Below are 23909 nucleotides of genomic sequence, written 5' to 3' on the forward strand. Positions count from 1 at the left end.
GGTGGCTCCGTCAGGCAGTGCGTTCGAACAGTTCGCGGCCGATCAGCATGCGCCGGATCTCCGAGGTGCCCGCGCCAATTTCGTACAACTTGGCATCGCGCCACAAGCGCCCGGTGGGGTAGTCGTTGATGTAGCCGTTGCCGCCCAGCACCTGGATCGCCTGGCCGGTCAGCCAGGTGGCCTTCTCGGCGGCGTACAGGATCGCACCGGCGGCGTCCTGGCGTGTGGTGCGCCCGGCATCGCAGGCGCGCGCCACCGCATACACATAGGCACGGCAGGCATTGAGGCCCACGTACATGTCGGCCAGCTTGGCCTGCATCAACTGGAAGCTGCCGATCGGCTCGCCGAACTGCTTGCGCTCGTGCACGTAGGGCAGCACCACGTCCATTGCCGCGGCCATCAGCCCCAGCGGGCCACCAGCCAGCACAAGGCGTTCGTAATCCAGCCCCGACATCAGTACGCGCACACCGCCGTTGAGCGTGCCCAGCACGTTCTCGGCTGGCACTTCGCAATCGGTGAACACCAGCTCGCAGGTATTGGAGCCGCGCATGCCCAGCTTGTCCAGCTTCTGTGCGGTGGAAAACCCCGGCATGCCCTTTTCGACAATGAAGGCGGTGATACCGCGTGCGCCGGCGTCCGGGTCGGTCTTGGCGTACACCACCAGCACATCGGCGTCGGGGCCGTTGGTGATCCACATCTTGTTGCCGTTGAGCACGAAGCGATCGCCACGCGCATCGGCGCGCAGCTTCATCGACACCACATCCGAGCCCGAGCCGGCCTCGCTCATCGCCAGTGCGCCCACATGCTCGCCGCTGCAGAGCTTGGGCAGGTAGCGCTGCTTCTGTGCGTGGCTGGCATTCTTGCGCAGCTGGTTGAGGCACAGGTTGGAATGCGCGCCATACGACAGCCCGATCGCACCGCCGGCGCGCGAGATCTCCTCCATCGCCACCACATGCGCCAGGTAGCCCATGCCGGTGCCGCCGTATGCTTCTTCCACGGTCAGCCCAAGCAGGCCTTGTTCGCCGAACAGTGGCCATAGCTGTGCGGGGAAGACGTTGTCGTGATCGGCTGCGGCGGCGAGCGGGGCGATATGGTGGCTGGCGAAGGCGGCCACGCTTTCGCGCAGCAGGTCGATCTCTTCACCAAGCTCGAAATTCAAGGACGGCACATGCATGCAACAACTCCACAAGGATCGGAACGTGCCGGGTGGGGGCGGGCGGGCCGCGCGGCGGATATGACCAGCCTAGCGGTCCGAGACAAAAAAGTGAACTAAAATTCAACTATTGAACCAAGAATCACACCATGGCTTATCGACGCTCCGCCCTGATGGAAGAACGCCTGGCCGGCAATCGCGAACGCATCCTGCAGGCGGCGCGGGTGCTGATCGCCGAGGGCGGCTACCGCAATGCCCCGATCACCGCGGTCGCGGCCGCTGCTGGCGTTTCAACCGGGCAGATCTACCGGCATTTCCCCTCCAAGGCAGAACTTTTCGTGGAAGTTCTGCATGCTGCCGTGCAGCGGGAGGTGACTATCCTGCGTGCCGTTGCCAACACCCCGGCACCGCCGAGCGAGCGCCTGCGCACGGCTATCGCCACCTTCGTGCGGCGCGCGCTGGCCGGCCCGGCGCTGGCCTATGCCTTCATCGCCGAGCCGGTGGAAAGCGAGGTGGACGCCGAACGCATTCGCGGCCGCCGCTTGTTCGGCGAGGTGTTTCGGCAATTGCTGGCCGAAGGCGTGGCCGCCGGAGAATTTCCCGAGCAGTCGCTGGATGCCGCCGCGGCCTGCCTCGTGGGTGCCTTTACCGAGGCCCTGGTCGGGCCGATCGCGCCAAGCCGTGGCGATCCGCAGCAGGGCGAACACCTGGTGGAGGCGATCTGCGGCTTCTGCCTGCGCGCGGTGGGGACGTCTGCGCGGGCCTGACACGGCGCTGACCGTACTTCAACTGTGCTTGATGAATGCGCATTTCTGTGCATATACTGTGCGCGACTCCTATCCGAGCACCTCCATGGTTGCCGTCCTCAATCCCCTGTCCCTGACCGAGCGGTTGCGCGCGCCCGACCGCACGATCCTGTCGCCCTCGGCCATGGCCGGCCTGCTGGAGCTGTCGCAGCAGGAGCTGGCCGAGTTGGCCGGTGTGCACCGCAACAGCCTGCGCGTGCATCCGGAAAGCCCGCGCGTGCAGGACCTGTTGCGCAATCTGTCGCGGTTGCTGGTGGCCATGGCGCAGATCCAGCCGGACGAACGCCAGCTGGTCTTCCATCTGAAGAACACCCCGATCCCCGCATTCGAATTCGCCACCTTGCTGGAAGTGGTCAAACAAGGCCGCACCGACGATGCGCTGACCTACCTGCGTACCGTGGCCGCCGGAGCGGCTGGTTGAAGCTGAGCGCCCCGGCGCACTGCACGCTGTATCGCGCCTTCACCCCGCGCTGGGCCGCCGAGCCGTTGAGTGGCGCCGGTGCCGCACGCTCGGGCGGGCGCTTCAATCGCTTCGGCCAGCCGGCGCTGTACCTGTCGCTGCAACTGGAGACCGCCGCGGCCGAATATGCGCAGGCGGCGCCGTTCCTGCCGCCGTTGACGCTGGTCAGCTATGCCGCGCAGCTTCCGGCGCTGGCCGACCTGCGCCTGCTCGACGACAGTTGGGACGCACTGTGGGCCGACTGGACAGACGACTGGCGCAAGGCCCTGGTCAACAAGGTCGAACCGGTGAGCTGGGTGCTCGGCGACCTGCTGCGCGAGGCGCAGATTCCCGGGGTACTCTTCCCAAGCATGGCACTGCCGGATGGCGTCAACGTGGCGCTGTTCCTGGACATGCTGCAGCCCGAACAGGTGCTACGCGTGCTCGACGACGGCCGCCTGCCGCGCGACGGCCGCAGCTGGGGCGATCCGCCGACGACGGTGTAGCCGTGGTGCGCACCGCTTGCACCGCAGCGGCAGGTGCATGCCGAAGATCGCGTGCGGCATCTGCGGCTGCGCTGTAGCGAGCACGCAGCAATCCGATTATTGGAGGATTGGCTGGCGTAGCCTTCCGCACACCGGGGGCCTATCCACAGACATCGCGTATCCCGGCACAACGCCACCGAGACTGCGACTTCACCGCGACCGATTCAACCCGCCAGCAGCTGCGCCATGCCCGCCAGCACCGGCGCGAGCAGTGCTGCCGGCAAGATCCATCCACGCCGATACGGCAGCAGCCATAGCGCCAGCACGGCCGTCGCCGCCGTGAGGCTGCCCAGCCATAGCACGGGCCCGATGCCCCAGCCCTGCGCGTGCACGGCCAGGCCAAAGGTGAGCAGCAACAGCGCCCAGCCCACCAGCCGCAACTGACGCGTGCGTGCAGTGCCCAGGCGGCGGCCACGGACCTCGTGCTGATGCTTTTCCATCGCCAGGCACAACGCGGCAAACCCGGAAAAATTCAGCGCCAGCACCAGCAGCACGTTCATGCGCCTTCCTGCATCGGCACGTTCATCGGCACGTTGCTCTGCGCCACGGCCGCGCGCTGGCGGCGTGCGGCCGCCGATGGCGGCGCGGTCCAGCGCTGCAGGCGCCAGCCGGCAATGCCCAGGCCCACGCCCAGGCCCAGGCAGACCAGATCGACGCCAGCCAGGGCCCATTGCCCGGCCGGCAAGGTCACGCCCAGATGCACATCGGTGGTCACGGCATTGAGCAACGGGATCAGCGCCAACAGCGCCGCGCCCAGATACAGCTGCCAGCTCCACATTGCCCGTCGCGGCCACACGAAGGCCGCCAGCAACGCCGTCGCCCAGGCGGCGAAGAACACATGCGCCTCCATCGCCGCCCGCCCGTCCAGCGCCACCGGCAGCAGCCGGTTGGCCCAGAAGAAACTGGCAAAGGCAATCGGCAGGCCGGCCACGGTGCCGATATTGAGGGCATCCACCAGCCGCAGGCCGAATCCGATCCGCCCGGCCTTCAGATGCTTGGGCCGTTCCTTCACCGCCCACATCACCACGCCGCTGGCCACCATCAGGCAGCCCAGCAGGCCGGAACCGAAGAACAGTGCGCGCAGCCAAGGCCCGGCGAAGTGGGCAATATGCAGGCCCACCATCACCCCGCGCGTTTCACTTGCACCACCGGGCGCGCCGCTGCGTTGCAGGCGTTGGCCGCTGGTGCCGTCGTACAGGATGGAGGGCGCGTTGCTCGACAGCGCGGTGGCCAACTGGCTCACGCGCACTGCCGCATGCGCATCGTTGGGGAGCGACACCGCCACGTTGCCGATCTGCGCGCCGCGCAGGTCGCGGCGTGCACGCTCCACGAACTGTTCCAGCGGCAGCATGCGCGCCGGCGTACTCGCCGCTTGCCGCGTGTCGGCCACACGGTTGGCCGACTCGTCGTAGAAACGCATCTCTTCGCTGCCGTAGCGCGCCTTGATGCCCCACGGCAGGTACATGAACATCAAGGTCACGATGCCGGTGTAGGTAATCATCGCGTGGTACGGCAATGCGGTCACCGCGCTGACATTGTGGAAATCCAGCCACGAGCGCAGGCCCTTGCCCGGGCGAAAGGTGAAGAAGTCCTTGAAGATCTTCTTGTGGGTGATGACGCCACTGATGATGGCCACCAGCATGAACATCGCGCAGAACCCCACGATGTAGCGCGCCCACAGCACCGGCACGTAATGCAGGTCGAAGTGCAGCCGGTAGAAGAACTCGCCGCCCAGCGTATCGCGCGCAGCGATTTCCCTGCCGGTGGCCGGGTCGATCATGGCCGTGCCGTACATCGGCCGGCGCCCGGCCGGTTCGCCGGCGGCGGGCGCGGGATTTTGCCAGTACATGCTCACCATCGGCGTGCGTGCATCCGGCAAGGTGATGTTCCAGCTCAGCGCGTCGGCCGCATGGGTGCGCAGGTACTGCTCGGCACTGCGCAGCGCGGTGGCGGTGCTCACCGTGGTGGTGGGCAGCTCCGGGCGCATCCAGCGGCTGATTTCATCGCGATAATAGCTGGCGGTGCCGCCCATGAAGATCAGCAGCAGCACCCAGCCGACCAGCAGGCCGGTCCAGGTGTGCAGCCAGGCCATCGACTGGCGCAATCCCTGCTTCATGGTGCGCCCTGTTGCAGCCAGGCGACCAGCGCGAACAGCAGTGCGGCCGGCACCGCGATACCGGCCCAGGCGCGCCACACGCTGGCAGTGGCGAACGCCCACAGCGGCGCGCAGGCGTACACCACGATGCCGACCAGCATGCTGGTCAATACCGCTTCGCTACGCGGCATCGGCAGCACCAGCGCCAGCACCAGATTGGTGGCGCTGGCCAGCGCGTAGCCACCGACCATGGCCGCCAGCGTGCGCGACAGTACCCCCAGCCAGGGGCGCCTGAACCAGGCCGGCGGTTGGGCAGCGGTTGCCATGCGGGAAACGACGCGGCTGCGGTTATTCGGCCTGGAAGGTCAGCGTGCTGATGTGGTGCACCAGGGTGACCTGCTTGCCGGCAATCTCACGCTTCACCGGCTCCTTGGTATTGACCACCAGGATGTGGCGGCCGGCACGCAGCGTCGGCAGCGTCACCTGGCCCTTCGCATCGGAGGTCAGCGTCTTCTGCCACTTCTGCGGGTCGATCACGGTGACGTCGGCCTTGGGCAGCGGCTTGTTGCGATAGAGCACGGTGAGCGTGTTGCCGTTGGCGGTGGTGGGCACCAGCTCCAGGTCCAGCTTGGCCGACGTGGTGGAACGGCCGGCACGGGCGTAATAGCTCACCGTTTCAAAGCCGCCGGCGTCGCCCTTCCACGGCTCGAACACGCCCTCGTCGCTCAGCCAGGCATCGCCGGCACCGGACAACGGCGCGGTCAGGAACTCGCTGCCACGTTGCAGGGCACCGGCCTTGCCGGCGCTGCCGAACACGGTCGGCTTGACCACGCGCTTGATCTCGTCCTGGCCGTGGTCGAGGACTTCCTGTGTCGGTTCGCCGAAGTAGATGCGCACCGGACCGCTGCCGTCGCGCTCGATCCAGATTTCGTGGGCCTGGGCGGACAGGCTGAGACTGGCCACGGCCAGGCAGGACAGCAGGAAGGCTTTCATCGCGGCAACTCCTCGGAAGACTGGCTGGGCGCCGCGCGAATCGCGCGAGCCCTGTATTGATGGGAATGATACGCAATTCCCACAATCGAGACCAATGCGCCATGCGGCATTGCGGCAATTCGACGGCATTCCCCCGCGCGGGTTAGCCGCGCGAACGTGTGGTTGCCGGGGTGCTGTGCAGGTTGCGGTAAAAACTGTCATCCGCTCTGGTCAGACTGGCGTGCACTGTGCTCTATACTCGGCCGCTAGCAGAGGTCTTCGACCAACAGCCAGGGGTGAGCGCGTGCGGAATTACGACCTCGAGTTCCTGAAAAAATTCTCGATGGTGATCGGTTTGCTGGTGGTGATCACCCTGGGGCTGATCGCCCTGGCAGCCTATTTGCAACGGGTCATTCCCGACGAAGTCTCGCCGACGGCCGCCAAACGGCTGCAACAGCGCATCGCGCCTGCAGGCGCGGTGTACGCCGGCACCACGGGCGCAGCGGCCCAGGCAGCCGCCCAGGCGGCCGCCCTGGCCAAGGCGGCCTCACAGTCCGCCTACGGCGGCACCACCGACGGCAAGACCATCTACAACAACCTGTGCACCGCCTGTCACACCAACGGGATCGGCAAGGCGCCGACGCTGGACCACTCGCATTGGGATGCGCGTATCGCCCAGGGCAAGGACACCTTGTACAAACACGCGATCCAGGGCTACACCGGCCCGGACGGTGGCATCATGCCGCCCAAGGGCGGCAATCCGGCACTGACCGAAGAGCAGGTGCGTGCCACCGTCGACTGGATGCTGGGCAACCTGAAATAAGATCCTGGCGGGCCGTTGGGGAAGGGCGGTCCAACGGTATCCGTTCTGCTTGGTTGAGCTGGTTCGCGATTGGCCGCCATGCCGGTGCGTTGCCTGCAGACCACGGTGCAGGTATCCATGGCCATGCGCGCTGCGTGGTGCAATGCATCGGCTGCGCCGCCTCCTTGGTAGCGTCGGCTTGATCGCTTTCTGTAGAGCGCGCGCGCCTGGCGCCACTTCATCGCGGTTTGCTAGCCTGCTTCCGCGCTTTGGTTATGACGCGCCGCCTCCCGGGCGGCGTTTGCGTTTGGTCCACTTCTTCTGGAGTCGTTCGATGTCGCCTCGCCCGCTGGTTGTGCTCGGTCTGGTTGGTTTACTGGCCCCGCTGCTGTGCAGCGCCGCCGATGGCACCGCGCAGCTGCTCTCGATTGCCGACGTGCAGGGCGAAGACAGTCGCAGCCCCTACGACGGCCGCGTGGTGGAGGTGGAAGGCATCGTCACTGCCGACACGCGCATCGGTCTGGCCGGCCTGTTCGTGCAGCAGCCCGGTTTCGAGCCGCGCCGCTCGCACGGCCTGTTCGTCACCGGTGCCGGCAATGCCGAGGTGGTAGTGGGCGACCGCGTACGCATCACCGGTACCGTGCGCGAGGTGGCGGCCGGCGGCGATGCGAGCCTGACCAGCGTGGACGCCAGCAGCATCGAGCGGCTCGCCGGCGACCAGCCGGTGCCGGTGCGCATGCTCAGCGGACCGCCCGCCGATTGGGAAGCACTGGAAGGCGAGCATGTGCGCATCGCCGCGCTGACGCTCAACGGCAGCGACCGCCTGGACACCTATGGCGAGCTGATCGCCGGTTTCGGCGGGCGCCTGTGGCAACCCGGCGAGGTGGCGGCGGCCGGCACGCCGGCATTCGCCCAGGTGCAGGCCGATAACGCGCGCCGCCGGGTGCTGCTGGACGACGCCCGCAGCGGCCGCAACCCCAAGACGGTGTCCTACCTGCCGGCCGATGCGGTGCTGCGTAGTGGCAGCCTGCTCAAGGCGGTGGATGGCATCGTCGATCAGCGCTACGACGGTCAGTACCGCATCCAGGTGCTGCGCCCGCTCAGCCCGCCGGCGCTGCCGACCGCAGTGGCGCCGCAGGTGGGTGGGGATCTGCGCATCGCTTCGTTCAACCTGGAAAACTTCTTCAACGGCAATGGCCGCGGCGGCGGCTTCCCGACCAAGCGCGGCGCCCGCACGTACGCACAATTCCAGGCGCAGCTGGCCAAGCTGGTGGCCACCATCGTGCCGCTGCGGGCCGATGTGGCCGCGCTGATGGAACTGGAAAACGACGGCAACGACGGCGACGCTGCGGTGGCGCAACTGGTGGCCGCGCTCAATGCGGCCGGCACCGACAAGGATTGGCGCTTCGTCGATACCGGCAACGGCCCGGGCGAGGACGCAATCCGTGTTGGCATCATCTACCGCAGCAGCCAGGTCACCCCGGTGGGCAAGCCGGCCACGCTGACGGGCGGGCCGTTCGATCACCACAGCCGGGTGCCGTTGGCGCAGGCATTCCGCACCACCCGGGGGGCCACGTTCGTGATGGTCGCCAATCACTTCAAGTCCAAAGGCTGCGGCAACGCCAGCGGAGCCGATGCCGATCAAGGCGACGGCCAGGCCTGCTGGAACGCGACCCGGACCGAGTCGGCCAAGCGCCTGCACCAGTGGCTGCAGACCGACCCGACCGGCGCGCAGACCAGGTTGGCGGTGCTGCTGGGCGACTTCAACGCGCATGCGATGGAAACCCCGATGCGCAGCCTGCGTGCCAGCGGCTGGCAGGACGCCTTCGCAGTGGCCGGCGTGAAGCAGCCCTATAGCTACGTCTACGACGGCATGAGCGGGCGCCTGGATCACGCCTTGCTCAGCCCGGCGATGGCCAAGCAGCTGCGTGGCGCGGTTGAATGGCACATCAATGCCGACGCCATGGACGAGGCTGGCTATGCCAAACGCAATCTGCCCGGCCCGTGGCGCAGCTCCGACCACGATCCGGTGCTGCTGGGGTTTGCGCTGTAGTGGGTGGATGACCGCAGTAGGCGCGTCGATCCGCGCGGCCCGCTCGCTCAGGTCGCACAACTCCGGCGACGCAGACGCAGGTTGAGCAGATGCGCGCTGGCGAGCAGCAGGCTGGCCACTACCGTGATCGGTGTTTCCAGGTGTTCGTCGGCGATTCCGCTCGCGCCCAGCGCCAGGCCAGCCAGGCCGCAGCCGGCCATGCCCCAGAGCGCGGCCGGGAGCGCGTGGCGCCGCTGATTGCTCCACAACGCATAGCCACTCAGCGGCACCGCGGCGGTGGCGAATACCACATGGACCCACTCGGCACGGCTCCAGGTGCCCAGCAGCGGGAGTGCTACCGCCAGCAGGGGCAACGCCAGGCAGTGCAGCAGGCACAGGCTGGAGAGGGCGATGGCGGAGTTGTCCAAAAGCGAAGTGCTCGGGCGCATACGGCTGCCTCGTCCATTGAATGTTATATAGTAACACTTTGCCTATTCGAGATCGTCCGGATGTCTCCCGCTGCCGCCCGCGATTCGCGACTCCCCGTCACCGTGTTGTCCGGCTTCCTGGGTGCCGGCAAGACCACCTTGCTCAACCGCATCCTGCACAACCGCCACGGGTTGCGGGTGGCGGTGATCGTCAACGACATGAGCGAGGTCAATATCGACGCGCAGCTGGTGCGCGACGGCGGGGCGGCCCTGCGTCGCACCGAAGAGACGTTGGTGGAGTTCAGCAATGGCTGCATCTGTTGCACCCTACGCGACGATCTGCTGCAAGAGGTACGGCGCCTGGCCGAGCAGGGCCGCTACGATTACCTGCTGATCGAGTCGACCGGCATCGCCGAACCGATGCCGGTGGCGGCCACCTTCGCGGTGCGCGATGCCGACGGCTTCAGCCTCTCGGACATCGCCCGTCTGGATACCATGGTGACGGTGGTCGATGGCAGCGGGTTCCTGCGTGATTTCGGCTCGGCGGCCACGCTGGCCGAGCTGGGCCAGCAGGCCGGCCCGGACGACACGCGCGGGCTGGTGCAGCTGCTGGGCGAGCAAGTGGAATTTGCCGACGTGCTGGTCATCAGCAAGTGCGACCGCATCGATGCGGCGCAGCGCCAGCGCCTGCGCGCGGTGCTGCGTGCGCTCAACCGCGACGCGCAGATCGTGGAGGCGGAACATGGCGAGGTGCCACTGCACCACCTGCTCGATACCGGGAAATTCGATTTCACCCGCGCGCAGCTGGCACCGGGCTGGATGCAGGAACTGCGCGGCCAACACACGCCGGAGACCGAGGAATACGGCATCAGCAGTTTCGTGTACCGCGCACGCCGCCCGTTTCACCCGCAGCGCTTCGCGCGCATGGTGCATAGCGGCCTGCCGCAGGTGATCCGCAGCAAGGGTTTCTTCTGGCTGGCCAGCCGCATGGACTGGGTCGGCGAGCTGTCCGGCGTGGGCGGCGCCACCCAGACCAATGCGGCCGGTTTCTGGTTTGCCGCGCGCCATCGCGTGGATGCGCAGCTGCAGGGCCAGCCGGTGGCGATTGGCATGACCCCGCTGCCCTACACCGATATCGGCTGGCAGCGGCAGCAGATCCAGTGCTGGACCGCCCCGCTGCCGCAGCCGCACGAAGTGGACGATGCCAACGAATACGCCGCCATGCAGCGGCTCTGGCATCCGCTATGGGGCGACCGCCGCCAGGAGCTGGCGGTGATCGGCGTAGACATGGACCCTGCGCAGACGCGCGCGGCGCTGGATGCCTGCCTGCTCAGCGACCAGGAGCTGCACCAGGGCCCCGCCCACTGGCAACTGCTGGATGACCCGTTTCCGCAGTGGGAGCGCTGACCGCGCACCCTGGCGTCTGGCATGCGCATCGCATCGCTGAGCGCTACGTCAGCGCGAGTCCCACGCGATCAAGGCGATGGCCAGCACCGCCAGTGCCAGGCCCACGCGCGTCCAGCGCGTAGTGCGCTCGCCCAAGGCCACCATGCCAACCAGCGCACCCAGCACCACCACCCCGATATTCATCGTGGCAAATACCGTGGCCGGGCTCTGCGGCAGGCGCTGGTGCGCGCGCACGTAGAACAGGATATTGCCGAAGTTGAGCACACCCAGCAGCAGGCCGGCAGCGATGCTGGGGGCATGCAGGCGATGACCGCGGCGCAGGCGCAGTCCCTGCACGCCCAGCAGCAGGACGAAGGCGATGGCAAAGCACAGCGTCAACGCCGTCAGCGACGGGGTGCCGGACAAGGCGATGGTCTTGAGCAACACATCGATCAGCGCAAAGCCCGCCCATACGCCCAACAGCCACGGCCACGCGCACGGCGGTGTGCCGGCAGCGCAGGCAGGCGCGAGCGTGGCAGTTGTGCGTGGACGCTGCACGATGCCGACGATCGCCAGCAGCCCAACCGCCAGTCCCGCCAGTTTCCACGGCCCTGCCGTCTCGCCGAACACGGTGAACGCCGCCGCCAGCGACAGCAGCAGTGACAGGCGTTGCGCCACATCGGTGCGCACGATGCCGGCCACGCGCACCGAGCGCGCCAGCACCAGGAAGATACCCGGCAATGCGATCGCCAGCCCCAGCAGGGCCGCCCAGGGCGTGCTGGCCGCGCTCAGGCTGGAGAACGCCGGCTTGAGCAAGGCCACGGCCAGCACGCTGGCGGTGGCGTAGTTCCAGGTGATGGCCTGGAATACATCGATTCGGTGGCGCGGCGCCAGCTTCAACACCACCGACACCAGGACACTGCAGACAACGGCAAACAGCAGCAAATGCATGGGCAACGCAACAAAGTGTGCAGGCAGGGCGATGAACGCGGCCGGCGGGGCGGCTATTATGACGGCATGTCCAATCCCCCATTCCCCACCGAATCGGCTGCGTTGACGCTGGACGGGCCGGTCGGCGCGCTCGATGTTGCCGTCGATCTGCCCGAGAGCGATGTCACCGCGCAACCGGTCACTGCCATCGTCTGCCACCCGCTCTCCACCGAGGGCGGCAGCATGCACAACAAGGTTGTCACCATGGCCGCGCGCGCGCTACGCGAGCTCGGCATCACCGTGGTGCGCTTCAATTTCCGCAGCGTCGGCCATTCGGCGGGCGCGTTCGACCATGGCGACGGCGAGCAGGACGATCTGCGCGCCGTCGCCGAGTGGGTGCGTGCGCAGCGGCCCGGCGACACGTTGTGGCTGGCGGGTTTCAGCTTCGGTGCGTATGTGTCGCTGCGCGCGGTCGGTGCGCTGGCGCCGCAGGCGCTGATTTCGATCGCACCGCCGGCCGGGCGTTGGGACTTCAGCGACCTGCAGCCGCCGGCGCAGTGGCTGCTGATCCAGGGCGATGCCGACGAGATCGTCGACCCGCAGGCGGTGTACGCCTGGCTGGAGACGCTGGAGCAACAGCCCGAGCTGGTGCGCATGCCCGACACCAGCCACTTCTTCCACCGCAAATTGATCGACCTGCGCGGTGCGATCCAGCATGGTGTCCGGCGTTGGTTGCCGGCCGCCGTCTGATCGCGGCACGGCCCATGCGCATCGCCTGCCGATGCGCCGTTGAGCGGGCATGACAACTGCCGCCCGCGGAGAACCGTAATGAGTGAGATGACCCCGTCGCAGCGTTACGCCGCCGGCGTACACCGTGGCGACTGGCGCGCCGACCCCGCCCAGCAGGCGGCCCTGGCGGAGCTGGACCGTATCCATGAGGCGCTGCTGGACAGCGCGCAGGACGGCTGGCTGGACCGGCTGTCGGCGTTCTGGAAAAAGCCCGAGCCGGTACGTGGCCTGTATTTCTGGGGTGGGGTGGGGCGCGGCAAGACCTTCCTGGTGGATCTGTTCTACGACGGGTTGCCGATCAAGCAGAAGTACCGCACGCATTTCCACCGTTTCATGCGCGGCGTGCACGAGCAGTTGCGCGAGCATGCCGGGCAGAGCGACCCGCTGGCCCGGATCGCCCAGCAATGGCGCGAGAACCTGCGCGTGCTGGTGCTGGACGAATTCTTCGTCACCGATATCGGCGATGCGATGCTGTTGGCACGGTTGCTGGAGCGCCTGTTCGCCGAAGGCGTGACGCTGGTGACCACCTCCAACACTGCGCCGGAAAATCTCTACGCCAACGGCCTGCAGCGCGACAGTTTCCTGCCGGCGATCGGCCTGTTGCAGACATTCTGCGTGGAGCTCTACGCCGAAGGCACCGAGGATTACCGCATGCGCGCACTGACGCGCTCGCCGGTGTACCGCGCGCCGCTGGATGCGCAGGCCGACGACTGGCTGCTGCAACGCTGGAGCGAGTTGAGCGGAAATGCCGAGCCACGCACCGGCACCATCGAAATCGAAGCGCGCAAGATTCCGGTGCGCGCACGCGGCAAGAGCATTGCCTGGTTCGATTTCGCCGCGTTGTGCGAAGGTCCGCGCGGGCCGGCCGACTACATCGAGATCGCACGCGAATTCACCACGGTGCTGCTGGGTGGCATTCCGCACTTCGACCGCATGAACGAAGATGCCGCGCGCCGCTTCGTCAACTTGATTGACGAGCTGTACGACCGCCACGTCAACCTGGTCTGCACCGCGCAGGACGCCCCGCCGGGACTGTACAGCGGCCAGCGCCTGGCCGGTGCCTTCGAACGCACCGCCTCGCGCCTGATCGAAATGCAGAGCGCGGAGTATCTGGCCACCGCGCACCGGGCATGAGTTGATGGAGTAGCCCGCATAAGCCGAAGAAGCCTGCGGGGATTATTTCGGTGGCCGGTGGATCTTGCCGATGTCGCACCGCCATTGCGCGCGCCGTCGCTGTTGACTTCAGGGACTCTCCCAATTGCTGCGGCTTGGGACAACGTCGAGAATCTCGGCGTCGCCGTTGAGTAGACGGCGATAGATCAGCGTGAATTTCCCGCTGCAAGCCGGTGCCAGATAGGTTCCTGGTTGCACGCCTTTACGGTGGGTCATGACATCATCAAGCGTCTGGCCCTTGTCGTAGATTCGCTGGTCCTGAGCATCTGCAGTTGCTTCGCTGGTCGCTTGCATGCAATCGATCCAATACTCGACCCTGGCTTCATCCGCACGTAGCGCCCAGTACACGGTCATGTCTTGGTGATGCGTTTCCTGGCCTGCTGCTTCAGTGCCTGCAAGCGATCACGTGCTTGCTGGCCTGTCAGCGAGTCTGCCGGATTGGCATCGGCTGCTTCTACGGCCAGGCGTGTACGGTCGGTCAGAAAACGCAAGTACGCGGCATCCTTGTGCACGCCTGCGATGCGGCTCTGCTGATCTGCGCGCTTGCGTAGTCTGATGCGCACAGTGTTTGCCGGATCCGCTTTCCGGCTATTGTCTACGCGGTAGCTGTGGATGCCGATCTGGTGCAACGCCTTGGCCGCCGCTTCGATTCCTGCAAAGGTGCGCGGCTCTCCCAGCTTGGAAATGAGCAGGCGCCGACTATGGTCGCGTGCAAGCAACTGCACCGCATAGCCATCGTCGGCCCCGAGCACGATCGCGTCGGACATCACGCCGGCTGCCACAAGATCCTTGGCGGCCGCCAGCTGTACGGCCGGCATGTCTTTCACCAGAGGCGATGTTTTTCCCTCCAGCTGAAGCAATCTGAGGACAGCGCTAAGGTCGGGCATACGAGTCTGGCGATACGGAACGGGTTCCCGCTTACTTATAACTCAGGAAGGCTGCCTTCTGCATGGCTGCAGCGAGTCGCGTCCTGACGATGAGCAAGATTTAATTCGCTTGCAATTAAGTAGTGTACTATGTAAATTGCAGCCATGGACACCGCGCCCGCCAAAACCGCCCGCACCGACGCACTGCTGCAGCTCGATAACCAGCTGTGCTTTGCGCTGTATTCGGCCAACCTGGCGATGCACAAGCGCTATCGCGTGTTGCTCAAGGCGCTGGATCTCACGTATCCGCAGTACCTGGTGATGCTGGTGCTGTGGGAGACCGACGGCCGCAGCGTGTCGGAAATCGGCGAGCGGCTGTCTCTGGATTCGGCCACGCTCACGCCCTTGCTCAAGCGGCTGCAGGCCGCTGGCCTGGTGACCCGCACGCGCGCGGCCAGCGACGAGCGCCAGGTCATCATCGCGCTGACCGATGCCGGCCGTGCGCTGCGTAGCAAGGCCGGCGGCGTGCCCGAGCAGGTGTTCTGCGCCTCGGCCTGTACGCTGGACGAACTGCGCCAACTCAAGCACGACCTGGAAAAGCTTCGTACCGGCCTTGGCATGACCTAGCCTACCGGCCGTTCACTTTGGATCGCAGGCGCTTGATCGCCTGCAGTCATTCCCCTCTTCAACGCGCACTGCGCTCAACCCTGGAGAACCACCATGGCCTCACCCGAAAAGATCCTCTACACCGCCCACGCGACCGCCACCGGTGGCCGCGAAGGCCGTGCCGTGTCCTCGGACAAGGCGCTGGATGCCAAGTTGTCCACCCCGCGCGAGCTGGGCGGCGCTGGTGGCGATGGCACCAACCCCGAGCAGCTGTTCGCGGCCGGTTACGCGGCCTGCTTCATCGGTGCGATGAAGGCGGTGGCGGGGCAGGACAAGCTCAAGTTGCCGGGCGAGGTCAGCATCGATAGCAGCGTAGGCATCGGCCAGATTCCGGGTGGTTTCGGCATCGCGGTCGAACTGCGCATCGCCGTGCCGGGCATGGACAAGGCCGAACTGCAGGTGCTGGTCGACAAGGCGCACCAGGTCTGCCCGTATTCCAACGCGACCCGCGGCAACATCGATGTCACCCTGACCCTGGCCTGATCCAGCCCTGGGCCGTGCGTCACGCGCATGGCGAAGTCAGTCAACGGCCCGGCGCCTGCGTCGGGCCGTTGGCGTTGTAGGGGCCGTCCTTGCAATTGAGATGGCGTAGGCGTGCCCGATCTTCGCAATTGGCCTGCGCCAGCGGGCAGCAGCCTTGTGCAGCACCGCCGGGCAGCTGCTCAGGCGCTGTTCATTGGCAGCCGCCAAAGCGTGAAACGGGTCGGATATTGGATTGCCCACGGCATTTGAACGCCGGAGTCACTTGATTCTCACGTCCGATGGTGTGAATTATGTTGCAAAGCAACATCGGAGCTCGGCAATGCGCGACTTACGTATCGAGAAGGTCGATCTGGCGTTGAGCGAGATGACCCAGGACCCATCGGAAAAGGTGGCGCTGTGGCAGTGGGCGTGCCGCGAGATGCTGCATGAAACCCTGATCGGCATGCACCAGCTCTCGCACCTGGCGGGCATTGCGCGGCACGTCGCCAATGACTGGCGCGCGCCGGTCGATGTAATCGCACCTGCCAAGCCTTATCTGGCGGCCTCGGCACTGGCGGATCGTCGTTTGCCACAGGTGCTGGATGGCCTGGGCAGCACCCACGACGACCATGACCGCGCCGACCTGTGGCGGGTGCGCTATGCCAGCCTGATCGCTTCGACCTTGCAGGGCATGCAGGCGCTGGCGGAGAAGCACCGCATCGATCGGCAGGCCATGGCGGTCGGGCAGTTGAATTGACCAGGATGCCCGGCCGGCAGTCGCTGGCCGGGGCTGCAGCCGCGTCGTGGGCGCTGTCCCGCCCGCTTGCGCGCGAGCGCGGGGCATGGCGATCGCCGTCCAGTGGCACGCCCGGTTGAGGAACCGGGACGCGCGGGTGTCGTGCCCGGCCCTTAGTCCAGGGCGACGATGGCCTTGCCGAAATTCTTGCCGCGCAAGACGTCGATCAGGCCTTGCGGGGCGCTGTCCAGGCCATGCAGTACGTGTTCGCGATACTGGATCTTGTCTTCCCGCAGCCATTGGCCCATTTCGCGCAGGAAGGCCGGCATCAGGCGGATGAAATCGTGCTGGATGAACCCGCGCACGGTCAGGCGCTTGCGCAGGACCAGGCCCATGAACTCCGGCAGGCGATCGGGTCCGGGCAGCACCTGTCCGCGGCTGTTGTAGGTGGCGATGACGCCGCAGACCGGGATGCGTGCGAAGTCGTTGAGCTGCGGCAACACCGCGTCGAACACCTTGCCGCCGACATTCTCGAAGTAGATATCGATGCCATCGGGCGTGGCCGCACGCAGCTGCTCGGCAAAGTCCTCGGCGCGATGGTCCAGCGCCACATCCACCTTCACCGTCTTGCCCAGGTAGTCCACCTTTTCCGCGCCGCCGGCAATGCCGACCACGCGCAGGCCTTGCAACCGCGCCAGCTGCGCCACCGTGGCACCGACCGGGCCGCTGGCGGCCGCCACCACGAGGGTTTCACCGGCTTGCGGTTTACCGATCTCGTGCAGGCCGGCGTAGGCGGTGAAGCCGGGCATGCCATATACGCCCAGTGCGGTACTCGGCGACAGGCCGTCGTTGGCGGGCAGCTTGCGCAGCGATGTGGTTGGCGTCAGCAGGGTGTGGGTCTGCCAGCCACCCGGCAGCACCACCAGCTCGCCGGGCTGGTAGTCGGCGTGGTGCGACGCGATGACCTCGCCCACGGTGCCGCCTTCCATCACCGCATCGATGGCCACCGGTGCGGCGTAGGACGGGCCATCGTCCATGCGTCCGCGCATGTACGGATCCAGCGACAGGAAGCGGTTTCGCACCAGGATCTGGTCGTGCCCGGTGGGCGGCAGGGCCACGTCTTCGATGCGGAAATTGTCGGCATTGGGCTCGCCCTGCGGGCGCGAGGCCAGCACGATGCGGCGGTTGGTGATCGATGTCATGCAAAGTTCCTTGTAGAGCGGCCGCACATGCGTGGCGCAAGCGTTGCCGCCGATCCGGACGCGATGCTGGCCGGAGCGGCTCAGGGGGTGGCTGCGCTGGCGTCGTCCAGTTGCGCGATGTGCGCCGCGCTCAATGACAGCTGCGCGGCGGCCAGCACGTCGTGCAGTTGGTCCACGCTGGTGGCGCTGACGATCGGCGCGCTGATGCCGGGGCGTGCGATCAACCAGGCCAGCGCGATCTGTGCGGGCGTGGCATGGTGGCTGGCAGCCACATCGTCCAGTGCCTGCAGGATGCGCAGGCCGCGCGGGTTGAGGTATTGCTTGACCACCGAGGTGCCACGCGCGCTGCTCTTCGCAGCATCGTCGGCACTGCGGTACTTGCCGGTGAGGAAGCCACTGGCCAGCGCGTAGTAACTGATGACGCCGAGCGCATGTTCGCGCACCAGCGGTTCCAGCTCCGCCTCGAAGCCGGCGCGGTCGTAGAGGTTGTATTCGGGCTGCAGGCTTTCGTAGCGCGGCAGGTTGTACTGCGCGGAGACATCCAGCGCATCGCGCAGGCGCGCCGCGCTGTAGTTGGACGCACCGATCGCGCGCACCTTGCCCTGTTCGATCAGGCGGCCAAACGCGGCCAGCGTGGCTTCCAGCGGAACCGATTCGTCGTCTTCGTGCGCCTGGTAAAGATCGATCACATCGGTTTGCAGGCGGCGCAGCGACGCATCGACCGCAGTGGCGATGTTGTCTGGCGACAGCCCCGGATGCTCGCTCCACTTGCCCACCTTGGTGGCGATGAGCACCTTGTCGCGCTTGCCGCCGCGCGCCAGCCAGCGCCCGATGATGGCTTCCGATTCGCCACCGCGGTTGCCGGGTACCCAGCTGGAGTAGGTGTCGGCGGTGTCGATCAGGTTGAAGCCGGCATCGACGAACGCATCGAGCAATGCGAACGAGGTCGCCTCGTCGGCGCTCCATCCGAAGACATTGCCGCCGAAGACGATGGGTTGGATCTGCAGGCCGGAGCGGCCCAGTGCGCGGGATTGGGTCATGTGTGGATGCTCCTGATTCGAACTGCCCCCAGGATAGTCATGCGCATCGCCATTGCGTGTGACATGGATGTGGATTCAGCGTTCCGCCGGCCACCGCCTCCGGCTCACAGGATCTGAACATGTCACGCCTGGCCGTCGGCGCGCAGCACGGGAGCGAGGTGCGTTGCGGGCACGTGGCAGGCGCCGGGCCGCATGCTAGGCTCGCGCTACTTTTTCCGGAGAGGGCGCTGCGATGATCCGCAACAAGCTGGCCTGTGCATGTGTGATGAGTGTGATGGTGGCGATGAGTGCGCCATCGGCGCTGGCGATGAAGCCGGCCGACAGTGCCAGCCTGCCGGCGCCGGATGCCGCGCTGCAGACGGCCATCGACGGCAGCTGGCGCGACCGCGTCTATGTGCAGCGCGACCCGTATCGCCACCCCGGCCAGACGCTGGCCTTCTTCGGTCTCAAGCCCACCCAGACCGTCATCGAGATCACCCCCGGCGGCGGCTGGTATGCGGAGATCCTGGCACCCTATCTGCGCGAGAACGGCAAATATGTAGCGGCCGTGGTCGACCCCGCATCGGTGCCCGAAGGCCGCGCGCGCGACTATGCGCAGCGTGCACGCGACGAACTGGAAAAAAAGCTCAGGGCCAAGCCGGAGGTGTACGGCAAGCCGTCGTTCGTCTCCTATGTGCCGAAGTCGCCTTCGTTCGGCGTGGACAACTCGGCCGATCTGGTGCTGACCTTCCGCAACGTGCATAACTGGCGCACGGCCGGGAATGCCGAGGCGATGTTTGCCGGCTTCTACAAGGTGCTCAAGCCCGGTGGCGTGCTTGGCGTGGTCGAGCACCGCGCCAAGGCCGACGTGCCGGCCGACGACAAGAGTGGTTATGTGGGCCAGGCACAGGTGATCGCGATGGCTGAAGCGGCCGGCTTCAAGCTGGCCGGCAAGAGCGAGGTCAACGCCAATCCACGCGACACCAAGGACTATCCGGGCGGCGTGTGGACGTTGCCGCCGAGCAACAGCCACGATGCTGCCGACGATGCCAAGTACAAGGCGATCGGTGAAAGCGATCGCATGACGCTGAAGTTCGTCAAGCGGTGATCGTTCGCCCGCATGCTGGCGCCTGAGGGCGGCCGGCATGCGGCCACGCCGGTGCGCGGCATGCATCGGCGGCGATGCGGTGCTGGCGTCTGCGCATCGCGCCCGTGTGGTCTCGGTACGCCGCATCGTGGCGGTTTCCTTCCATTGCCGCCTGCGACGTGTGCAACAGGATGTCCATGCTGGTGCTGTTGAACAAACCCTATGGCGTGCTGTCCCAGTTCAGCGACCGCTCGCAACCACCCAGGCGCACGTTGGCCGAATTTGGCCTGCCAGCAGAGGTCTATGCGGCAGGCCGCCTGGATCACGACAGCGAAGGCCTGTTGTTGTTGACCGATGACGGCACGTTGGCGCATCGGTTGACCGATCCGCGCTACAAGCAACCCAAGACCTATTGGGTGCAGGTGGAGGGCGATCCGCAGGAGCCACAACTGCAGGCACTGCGCGAGGGTGTGGTGCTCAACGACGGCCCGACCCGGCCGGCCAGCATCCGCCGGCTCGATCCCACACCGACCCTGTGGCCGCGCGATCCGCCGGTACGCATGCGCAAGACCGTGCCAGACGCCTGGCTGGAAGTGCAGATCAGCGAAGGCCGCAATCGTCAGGTGCGGCGCATGACCGCCGCCGTCGGCCTGCCGACGTTGCGGCTGGTGCGCGTTGCCATCGGTAGCTGGCGGCTGGAGACGCTGGCACCTGGTCAGTGGCGGGAGGAAGGCGGCCGGACGCCACGATCGGGGCGGGCACGCCGCTGAAGCGTGGCACGAGCGTGGCATGCGGCCGCGCCGCTGATGCAGGCGCGTGGTCGTTGGCGTGCATGCCCAGGCTGCATGCCACGCAGTGGTTGGCTCGGATCTACGTCACGCGCGCTTGCCGCGCGGTGCCCTGCCTGTGGAAGCGGCGCCGGCGCGACGAATACGCGGCTGTGGCCACCAGCAAGGCAACGTCCTCAACGGCCACGCCGTCGTTCGACCTTCCGCAAACGACAACGCCACGGCCCGAAGGACGTGGCGTTGCAAGGCGAGTCGTCGCACAGCGGGGTCAGATACCCCGACGCGATTTACTCGATACCGTCGCTTGGCGTCACCGCATTGCGGCGCTGGTAGGCGGCGCGGCGGGCATTGGCATTGCCTGCATGCTCGCGATCCAGGCGGTGCACATTGCCACCCGGTAGCTGCTGATCGCGCTGCCGCTTGCGATAGACCGCGTAGCCGATCAGGCCCAGGCCGGCCACAGCGGCAGCCACGGTCACCGCCGGGTTGCGCTTGACCAGTTTGGTGGCGACCTTGCCGCCGGTACGCACGGCACCCAGGGCGGCGCCGGTCTTGAGCCAGTCGGTGGCGCCGGGACCAAAACCACGCAGGCTGCTGCCTGCATGACGGGCCTGGTCGCCCGCGCTGGAGGCGGCATGGCGCAGATGATCGCCAGCGTTGCCCGCCAGTTCCAGGGCACGCTCCAGGGCGCGTTCGGTGATGACAGTCAAGTTGCTCATTGGGGGCGTTTCCTTTCTGAGTACGTGGGGCGCAGTCTGTGGGCTGTGGCGTATAGACGGTGTTAGCGGAATCGGGCGCTGTTTGGCTTGCGGTTAAGTAATGCTGCGCCGCGCTGCGTCGGTGCCTGGGGGTAAGTGGTAGCGGTGAAATAGATCAGGGGCTATCAGGTGCCGCGTGGTTTTGCCCTGTGGGTTGCCGAGGCGGTCCACGGATCATCCGGCCACGGATGCCGCGGATACCGCCCCTTCATTTCCTTCCTGACCTCCGGATACGTCGTCGCCCAGAAGCTTTTCAGATCCTGGGTCACCTGCAGCGGGCGGCCGCGGGGCGAGAGCAGGTGCAGGGTCAGCGGGATGCGGCCATCGGCGATGCGCGGGGTTTCGGCCAGGCCGAACAACTCCTGCAGTTTGACCGCCAGCACCGGTGGTAGCGGGTGCTGCGCATGGTCGAGCGCGTAGTGGATCTGCCGCTCCATGCCCGACGGCACGTTGATGCGGGTGGGGGCATGGCGGTCGATGGCCTGGCGGCGCTCCCAGGGCAGCGCCGCCTTCAGCGCTTCGCCCAGGCTGGCTTCGTCCAGCGCGTCGAGCCGGGTCTTGCCGGCGAAGGCCGGGCGCAGCCAGTGGTCGAGCGTGGCCAGCAGCGCCGTATCGGAGAGATCGGGTAGCGCCAGCTCGGGCATCCATGCCCGCAGCGACAGCACGCGGGCGCGCCATTGCTGCAGGTTGTCGGTCCAGGGCAGGGCGTCCAGGCCGAGTTGGCGCACTGCCTCGGTCAGTGCGTCGGCGGCCTGCGCCGGGTCGACGCGGCCGGCGGGGCGGCTGTCGAGCACGATGCGGTCGAAGCTGGATTGCCGGCGTGCGATGAGGGCGCGCTTATCGGCGTCCCACTGCACCACGTCCTGCTGCACGAAGCGCTCGGGCAGGCTGCGGCGCAGGTAGTTTTCGTCCACCGGTGCGGCCCGCAGCAGCAAGGCGTCCTTGGCTTCGTAACGCAGTTCGCTGGCCACAAGCCAGGGTTCGCCGCGCAGGTCGCTGTGGTCGAACAGGCGTGCGCTGCGGCCGTTGGCCAACAGATAGCGCAGCGGGTCGGTCGGGTGGCGGGCGGCGATGCGGTCGGGGAAGGCATGCGCGAGCAGGTCGCCCAGCGCATGCGCTTCCACGCTGGCCGGCGGGGTGGTGTCGCAGCGCAGCCGGCGTCGCCATTGCTTGGCGGCGCTGTCGATGGCGGCCAGGCCACCGCGGTTGGCATCGGGCGCGCTGTGGCCCTGGCGGAACGCGGCCAGGGCACGCCAGCGCGCGGCCAGGCCATCGCCGCCCTGGCGCAGCGGATCGCGTGCTTCCAGCAGGGCGGCCAGGTCGCAGGCCAGTGCCAGCCGCGGGGCGTCGCCGGCCTGCGCGAGCATCGCCGCCAGACGCGGATGCGTGCCCAGTGCCAGCATGCGGCGGCCCAGCGCGGTGATGCCGCCGCTGTCGCTGAGCGCGCCCAGCCGTTGCAGCAATTCGCGTGCGGCGGCCAGCGCGCCGGCAGGCGGTGCATCGACAAAGCGCAGCGCATCGCTGCCCCAGGCCGCCAGTTCCAGCGCCAGCCCGGCAAGCTCCACCTGGGTGATCTCGGCACGCCGCTGCGGTTCCAGCCGCTGCGATTGCGGCCATAGCCGGTAGGCCCAGCCGCTGGCCACGCGGCCGGCACGGCCGGCGCGCTGGTCGGCCGAGGCCTGCGCAATGGTGGTCACATCCAGCCGCGAGAACCCGCTGTTGGGATCGTAGTGCGGCTCGCGTGCCTGGCCGCTGTCGATCACCACACGCACGCCTGGCAGCGTCACCGACGACTCGGCCACGTTGGTGGCCAGCACCACGCGGCGACGGCCCTGCGGGTCCGGCTGCAGCACCTGGCTTTGTGCCTCAACCGAGAGTTCGCCGTGCAGCGGCAGCACCTGGATGGCCGGGTCCAGCACATCTTCCAGCACGGCGTGCACCCGTGCGATCTCACGCTGGCCGGGCAGGAACACCAGCACATCGCCGGGATGGGTGGCCAAGGCCTGTTCCACCGCACGGCGCGTCTGCGGCTCCATGGCCTCGTCGCGGCGCGCCGGAAAATGCGCGATCTCCACCGGAAAGTTGCGCCCGGCGCTGCTGAGCCGTGGTGCGTCCAGGAAGCCGGCCAGGCGCTCGCCATCCAGCGTGGCCGACATCGCCACGATGCGCAGGTCATCGCGCACCTGTGCCTGCACATCCAGCGCCAGCGCCAGGCCCAGGTCGCCGGCCAGATGGCGTTCGTGGAATTCGTCGAACAGCAGCGCGCCCACGCGCTCCAGCAGGGGATCGTCCTGGATCATCCGGGTCAGGATGCCTTCGGTGACGACTTCTATCCGGGTACGCGCGGAGGTCTTGTTCTCGAAGCGGATGCGGTAGCCCACCGTCTCGCCGACCGGCTCGCCCAACTGGCGCGCCATGAACAGCGCGGCGCTGCGCGCGGCCACCCGGCGCGGTTCCAGCATCACGATGCGGCGTCCGGCCAGCCACGGCTCCTGCAGTAGTGCCAACGGCACCTGGGTGGTCTTGCCGGCACCCGGTGGCGCCTCGAGTACCAGACGCGGGTGCGCGGCCAGGCTCTGCCGCAGCTGCGGCAGCAGCGGGGTGATGGGGAAGGCGGTGTTGGTCATGCACGACAAGGATACGGGCCCGCTCGTGCAGGTGCGATGGGTGGAAGGCAATGTGAGGCCCGTCAGATAATTGCACAGTCGCCTTCGCCTGCGCAGGTGATTAGGCCGTCTAACAGCGTGCGGTGGCCTATGACTGAATTGGCGCTTG

Annotated in this window: 26 protein-coding genes; 13 read left to right on the forward strand and 13 right to left on the reverse strand. The window is 67.1% G+C overall.

Going from position 1 to position 23909, the window contains the following annotated elements:
* Nucleotides 1-10: 10 nt before the first annotated feature.
* The gene (locus ACCQ13_RS01435) at nucleotides 11-1174 is read right to left on the reverse strand and encodes an isovaleryl-CoA dehydrogenase (protein ID WP_104602930.1); all 1164 of its coding nucleotides are present in this window, start codon (nucleotides 1172-1174) and stop codon (nucleotides 11-13) included.
* A 128-nt stretch (nucleotides 1175-1302) separates the two neighbouring features.
* On the opposite strand from ACCQ13_RS01435, the gene ACCQ13_RS01440 reads away from it, so the two are divergent.
* The 3 genes from ACCQ13_RS01440 to ACCQ13_RS01450 all read left to right on the forward strand — a co-directional run bounded on the left by ACCQ13_RS01440 (nucleotide 1303) and on the right by ACCQ13_RS01450 (nucleotide 2904).
* Entirely contained in the window at nucleotides 1303-1920 is a 618-nt protein-coding gene (locus ACCQ13_RS01440) for a TetR/AcrR family transcriptional regulator (RefSeq protein WP_104602931.1), read from the forward strand.
* Nucleotides 1921-2005: 85 nt separating this feature from the next.
* Nucleotides 2006-2380: a hypothetical protein gene (locus ACCQ13_RS01445; protein ID WP_055853635.1), complete on the forward strand. Its 375-nt coding sequence runs from the start codon at nucleotides 2006-2008 to the stop codon at nucleotides 2378-2380.
* Entirely contained in the window at nucleotides 2377-2904 is a 528-nt protein-coding gene (locus tag ACCQ13_RS01450; protein ID WP_104602932.1) for an RES family NAD+ phosphorylase, read from the forward strand. The genes ACCQ13_RS01445 and ACCQ13_RS01450 overlap by 4 nt, the downstream gene beginning before the upstream one ends.
* 203 nt (nucleotides 2905-3107) lie before the next feature.
* Here the strand turns inward: ACCQ13_RS01450 and ACCQ13_RS01455 are convergent, their stop codons facing one another.
* From ACCQ13_RS01455 to ACCQ13_RS01470, 4 genes are read right to left on the reverse strand one after another with little or no spacing between them, the layout of a single operon-like run.
* Entirely contained in the window at nucleotides 3108-3443 is a 336-nt protein-coding gene (locus ACCQ13_RS01455; RefSeq protein WP_159406499.1) for a DUF3325 domain-containing protein, read from the reverse strand.
* Entirely contained in the window at nucleotides 3440-5059 is a 1620-nt protein-coding gene (locus ACCQ13_RS01460) for a PepSY-associated TM helix domain-containing protein (protein WP_159406500.1), read from the reverse strand. The genes ACCQ13_RS01455 and ACCQ13_RS01460 overlap by 4 nt, the downstream gene beginning before the upstream one ends.
* Nucleotides 5056-5364, reverse strand: a complete 309-nt coding sequence (locus tag ACCQ13_RS01465) for a DUF3649 domain-containing protein (protein WP_104602934.1) — start codon at nucleotides 5362-5364, stop codon at nucleotides 5056-5058. Before ACCQ13_RS01465 ends, ACCQ13_RS01460 begins: the two co-directional genes overlap by 4 nt.
* Nucleotides 5365-5386: 22 nt before the next feature.
* Complete coding sequence (locus ACCQ13_RS01470; protein ID WP_104602935.1) at nucleotides 5387-6031, reverse strand: DUF4198 domain-containing protein; 645 nt, start codon at nucleotides 6029-6031, stop codon at nucleotides 5387-5389.
* A 283-nt stretch (nucleotides 6032-6314) separates the two neighbouring features.
* On the opposite strand from ACCQ13_RS01470, the gene ACCQ13_RS01475 reads away from it, so the two are divergent.
* Complete coding sequence (locus tag ACCQ13_RS01475; protein WP_104602936.1) at nucleotides 6315-6833, forward strand: c-type cytochrome; 519 nt, start codon at nucleotides 6315-6317, stop codon at nucleotides 6831-6833.
* Between the two features lie 313 nt (nucleotides 6834-7146).
* Nucleotides 7147-8865 carry an ExeM/NucH family extracellular endonuclease gene (locus ACCQ13_RS01480; protein WP_104602937.1) on the forward strand — a complete coding sequence of 573 codons (1719 nt, stop codon included), beginning with the start codon at nucleotides 7147-7149 and terminating at the stop codon, nucleotides 8863-8865.
* Between the two features lie 47 nt (nucleotides 8866-8912).
* On the opposite strand, the gene ACCQ13_RS01485 is transcribed toward ACCQ13_RS01480, so the two are convergent.
* Nucleotides 8913-9293: a MerC family mercury resistance protein gene (locus tag ACCQ13_RS01485; RefSeq protein ID WP_104602938.1), complete on the reverse strand. Its 381-nt coding sequence runs from the start codon at nucleotides 9291-9293 to the stop codon at nucleotides 8913-8915.
* A gap of 60 nt (nucleotides 9294-9353) precedes the next feature.
* On the opposite strand from ACCQ13_RS01485, the gene ACCQ13_RS01490 reads away from it, so the two are divergent.
* Nucleotides 9354-10679 carry a GTP-binding protein gene (locus ACCQ13_RS01490; RefSeq protein ID WP_159406501.1) on the forward strand — a complete coding sequence of 442 codons (1326 nt, stop codon included), beginning with the start codon at nucleotides 9354-9356 and terminating at the stop codon, nucleotides 10677-10679.
* Between the two features lie 48 nt (nucleotides 10680-10727).
* On the opposite strand, the gene ACCQ13_RS01495 is transcribed toward ACCQ13_RS01490, so the two are convergent.
* Nucleotides 10728-11609, reverse strand: coding sequence for a hypothetical protein (locus ACCQ13_RS01495; RefSeq protein ID WP_104602940.1), 882 nt, complete (start codon nucleotides 11607-11609; stop codon nucleotides 10728-10730).
* 66 nt (nucleotides 11610-11675) lie between these two features.
* Between ACCQ13_RS01495 and ACCQ13_RS01500 the strand changes: the two genes are divergently transcribed.
* Together ACCQ13_RS01500 and zapE are read left to right on the forward strand one after the other, a co-directional pair.
* The gene (locus tag ACCQ13_RS01500) at nucleotides 11676-12338 is read left to right on the forward strand and encodes an alpha/beta hydrolase (RefSeq protein ID WP_159406502.1); all 663 of its coding nucleotides are present in this window, start codon (nucleotides 11676-11678) and stop codon (nucleotides 12336-12338) included.
* Nucleotides 12339-12416: 78 nt separating this feature from the next.
* The gene (zapE, locus tag ACCQ13_RS01505) at nucleotides 12417-13511 is read left to right on the forward strand and encodes a cell division protein ZapE (RefSeq protein WP_159406503.1); all 1095 of its coding nucleotides are present in this window, start codon (nucleotides 12417-12419) and stop codon (nucleotides 13509-13511) included.
* A 108-nt stretch (nucleotides 13512-13619) separates the two neighbouring features.
* Here zapE and ACCQ13_RS01510 read toward each other — a convergent pair whose 3' ends face one another.
* Complete coding sequence (locus ACCQ13_RS01510) at nucleotides 13620-13904, reverse strand: hypothetical protein (RefSeq protein ID WP_104602942.1); 285 nt, start codon at nucleotides 13902-13904, stop codon at nucleotides 13620-13622.
* Nucleotides 13901-14437 (reverse strand): hypothetical protein, encoded by a 537-nt coding sequence (locus tag ACCQ13_RS01515; RefSeq protein WP_159406504.1) that lies wholly within the window; start codon nucleotides 14435-14437, stop codon nucleotides 13901-13903. Before ACCQ13_RS01515 ends, ACCQ13_RS01510 begins: the two co-directional genes overlap by 4 nt.
* Nucleotides 14438-14581: 144 nt before the next feature.
* On the opposite strand from ACCQ13_RS01515, the gene ACCQ13_RS01520 reads away from it, so the two are divergent.
* The 3 genes from ACCQ13_RS01520 (at nucleotide 14582) to ACCQ13_RS01530 (ending at nucleotide 16301) form a co-directional block, all read left to right on the forward strand.
* Nucleotides 14582-15043, forward strand: coding sequence for a MarR family winged helix-turn-helix transcriptional regulator (locus ACCQ13_RS01520; RefSeq protein ID WP_159406505.1), 462 nt, complete (start codon nucleotides 14582-14584; stop codon nucleotides 15041-15043).
* 93 nt (nucleotides 15044-15136) lie between these two features.
* Nucleotides 15137-15565, forward strand: coding sequence for an organic hydroperoxide resistance protein (locus ACCQ13_RS01525; protein WP_159406506.1), 429 nt, complete (start codon nucleotides 15137-15139; stop codon nucleotides 15563-15565).
* A 319-nt stretch (nucleotides 15566-15884) separates the two neighbouring features.
* The gene (locus tag ACCQ13_RS01530) at nucleotides 15885-16301 is read left to right on the forward strand and encodes a hypothetical protein (protein WP_167526806.1); all 417 of its coding nucleotides are present in this window, start codon (nucleotides 15885-15887) and stop codon (nucleotides 16299-16301) included.
* Nucleotides 16302-16453: 152 nt separating this feature from the next.
* Here the strand turns inward: ACCQ13_RS01530 and curA are convergent, their stop codons facing one another.
* Entirely contained in the window at nucleotides 16454-17482 is a 1029-nt protein-coding gene (curA, locus tag ACCQ13_RS01535) for an NADPH-dependent curcumin/dihydrocurcumin reductase (RefSeq protein WP_159406507.1), read from the reverse strand.
* 80 nt (nucleotides 17483-17562) lie between these two features.
* Nucleotides 17563-18522, reverse strand: a complete 960-nt coding sequence (locus tag ACCQ13_RS01540) for an aldo/keto reductase (protein ID WP_104602947.1) — start codon at nucleotides 18520-18522, stop codon at nucleotides 17563-17565.
* 232 nt (nucleotides 18523-18754) lie between these two features.
* Here ACCQ13_RS01540 and ACCQ13_RS01545 point away from each other — a divergent pair, with 232 nt between their 5' ends.
* Both ACCQ13_RS01545 and ACCQ13_RS01550 read left to right on the forward strand, forming a co-directional pair.
* Entirely contained in the window at nucleotides 18755-19609 is an 855-nt protein-coding gene (locus ACCQ13_RS01545) for a class I SAM-dependent methyltransferase (protein WP_159406508.1), read from the forward strand.
* Nucleotides 19610-19785: 176 nt separating this feature from the next.
* Complete coding sequence (locus ACCQ13_RS01550; protein WP_159406509.1) at nucleotides 19786-20358, forward strand: pseudouridine synthase; 573 nt, start codon at nucleotides 19786-19788, stop codon at nucleotides 20356-20358.
* A 305-nt stretch (nucleotides 20359-20663) separates the two neighbouring features.
* On the opposite strand, the gene ACCQ13_RS01555 is transcribed toward ACCQ13_RS01550, so the two are convergent.
* Entirely contained in the window at nucleotides 20664-21095 is a 432-nt protein-coding gene (locus ACCQ13_RS01555) for a hypothetical protein (RefSeq protein WP_159406510.1), read from the reverse strand.
* 164 nt (nucleotides 21096-21259) lie between these two features.
* Entirely contained in the window at nucleotides 21260-23761 is a 2502-nt protein-coding gene (gene hrpB, locus ACCQ13_RS01560) for an ATP-dependent helicase HrpB (RefSeq protein ID WP_372372334.1), read from the reverse strand.
* Between the last annotated feature and the right edge of the window lie 148 nt (nucleotides 23762-23909).

The organism is Xanthomonas sp. NCPPB 1638, from assembly GCF_041475635.2.
GTDB classification, from domain to species: domain Bacteria; phylum Pseudomonadota; class Gammaproteobacteria; order Xanthomonadales; family Xanthomonadaceae; genus Xanthomonas; species Xanthomonas cucurbitae.

What these genes read in the sequence shown, in the direction of transcription:
- ACCQ13_RS01435 (WP_104602930.1), bottom strand. Translation starts at nt 1,174, where the DNA reads ATGCATGTGCCGTCCTTGAATTTCGAGCTTGGTGAAGAGATCGACCTG.
- ACCQ13_RS01440 (WP_104602931.1), top strand. Translation starts at nt 1,303, where the DNA reads ATGGCTTATCGACGCTCCGCCCTGATGGAAGAACGCCTGGCCGGCAAT.
- ACCQ13_RS01445 (WP_055853635.1), top strand. Translation starts at nt 2,006, where the DNA reads ATGGTTGCCGTCCTCAATCCCCTGTCCCTGACCGAGCGGTTGCGCGCG.
- ACCQ13_RS01455 (WP_159406499.1), bottom strand. Translation starts at nt 3,443, where the DNA reads ATGAACGTGCTGCTGGTGCTGGCGCTGAATTTTTCCGGGTTTGCCGCG.
- ACCQ13_RS01460 (WP_159406500.1), bottom strand. Translation starts at nt 5,059, where the DNA reads ATGAAGCAGGGATTGCGCCAGTCGATGGCCTGGCTGCACACCTGGACC.
- ACCQ13_RS01465 (WP_104602934.1), bottom strand. Translation starts at nt 5,364, where the DNA reads ATGGCAACCGCTGCCCAACCGCCGGCCTGGTTCAGGCGCCCCTGGCTG.
- ACCQ13_RS01470 (WP_104602935.1), bottom strand. Translation starts at nt 6,031, where the DNA reads ATGAAAGCCTTCCTGCTGTCCTGCCTGGCCGTGGCCAGTCTCAGCCTG.
- ACCQ13_RS01480 (WP_104602937.1), top strand. Translation starts at nt 7,147, where the DNA reads ATGTCGCCTCGCCCGCTGGTTGTGCTCGGTCTGGTTGGTTTACTGGCC.
- ACCQ13_RS01485 (WP_104602938.1), bottom strand. Translation starts at nt 9,293, where the DNA reads ATGCGCCCGAGCACTTCGCTTTTGGACAACTCCGCCATCGCCCTCTCC.
- ACCQ13_RS01490 (WP_159406501.1), top strand. Translation starts at nt 9,354, where the DNA reads ATGTCTCCCGCTGCCGCCCGCGATTCGCGACTCCCCGTCACCGTGTTG.
- ACCQ13_RS01495 (WP_104602940.1), bottom strand. Translation starts at nt 11,609, where the DNA reads ATGCATTTGCTGCTGTTTGCCGTTGTCTGCAGTGTCCTGGTGTCGGTG.
- ACCQ13_RS01500 (WP_159406502.1), top strand. Translation starts at nt 11,676, where the DNA reads ATGTCCAATCCCCCATTCCCCACCGAATCGGCTGCGTTGACGCTGGAC.
- zapE (WP_159406503.1), top strand. Translation starts at nt 12,417, where the DNA reads ATGAGTGAGATGACCCCGTCGCAGCGTTACGCCGCCGGCGTACACCGT.
- ACCQ13_RS01510 (WP_104602942.1), bottom strand. Translation starts at nt 13,904, where the DNA reads ATGACCGTGTACTGGGCGCTACGTGCGGATGAAGCCAGGGTCGAGTAT.
- ACCQ13_RS01515 (WP_159406504.1), bottom strand. Translation starts at nt 14,437, where the DNA reads ATGCCCGACCTTAGCGCTGTCCTCAGATTGCTTCAGCTGGAGGGAAAA.
- ACCQ13_RS01520 (WP_159406505.1), top strand. Translation starts at nt 14,582, where the DNA reads ATGGACACCGCGCCCGCCAAAACCGCCCGCACCGACGCACTGCTGCAG.
- ACCQ13_RS01525 (WP_159406506.1), top strand. Translation starts at nt 15,137, where the DNA reads ATGGCCTCACCCGAAAAGATCCTCTACACCGCCCACGCGACCGCCACC.
- ACCQ13_RS01530 (WP_167526806.1), top strand. Translation starts at nt 15,885, where the DNA reads ATGCGCGACTTACGTATCGAGAAGGTCGATCTGGCGTTGAGCGAGATG.
- curA (WP_159406507.1), bottom strand. Translation starts at nt 17,482, where the DNA reads ATGACATCGATCACCAACCGCCGCATCGTGCTGGCCTCGCGCCCGCAG.
- ACCQ13_RS01540 (WP_104602947.1), bottom strand. Translation starts at nt 18,522, where the DNA reads ATGACCCAATCCCGCGCACTGGGCCGCTCCGGCCTGCAGATCCAACCC.
- ACCQ13_RS01545 (WP_159406508.1), top strand. Translation starts at nt 18,755, where the DNA reads ATGATCCGCAACAAGCTGGCCTGTGCATGTGTGATGAGTGTGATGGTG.
- ACCQ13_RS01550 (WP_159406509.1), top strand. Translation starts at nt 19,786, where the DNA reads ATGCTGGTGCTGTTGAACAAACCCTATGGCGTGCTGTCCCAGTTCAGC.
- ACCQ13_RS01555 (WP_159406510.1), bottom strand. Translation starts at nt 21,095, where the DNA reads ATGAGCAACTTGACTGTCATCACCGAACGCGCCCTGGAGCGTGCCCTG.
- hrpB (WP_372372334.1), bottom strand. Translation starts at nt 23,761, where the DNA reads ATGACCAACACCGCCTTCCCCATCACCCCGCTGCTGCCGCAGCTGCGG.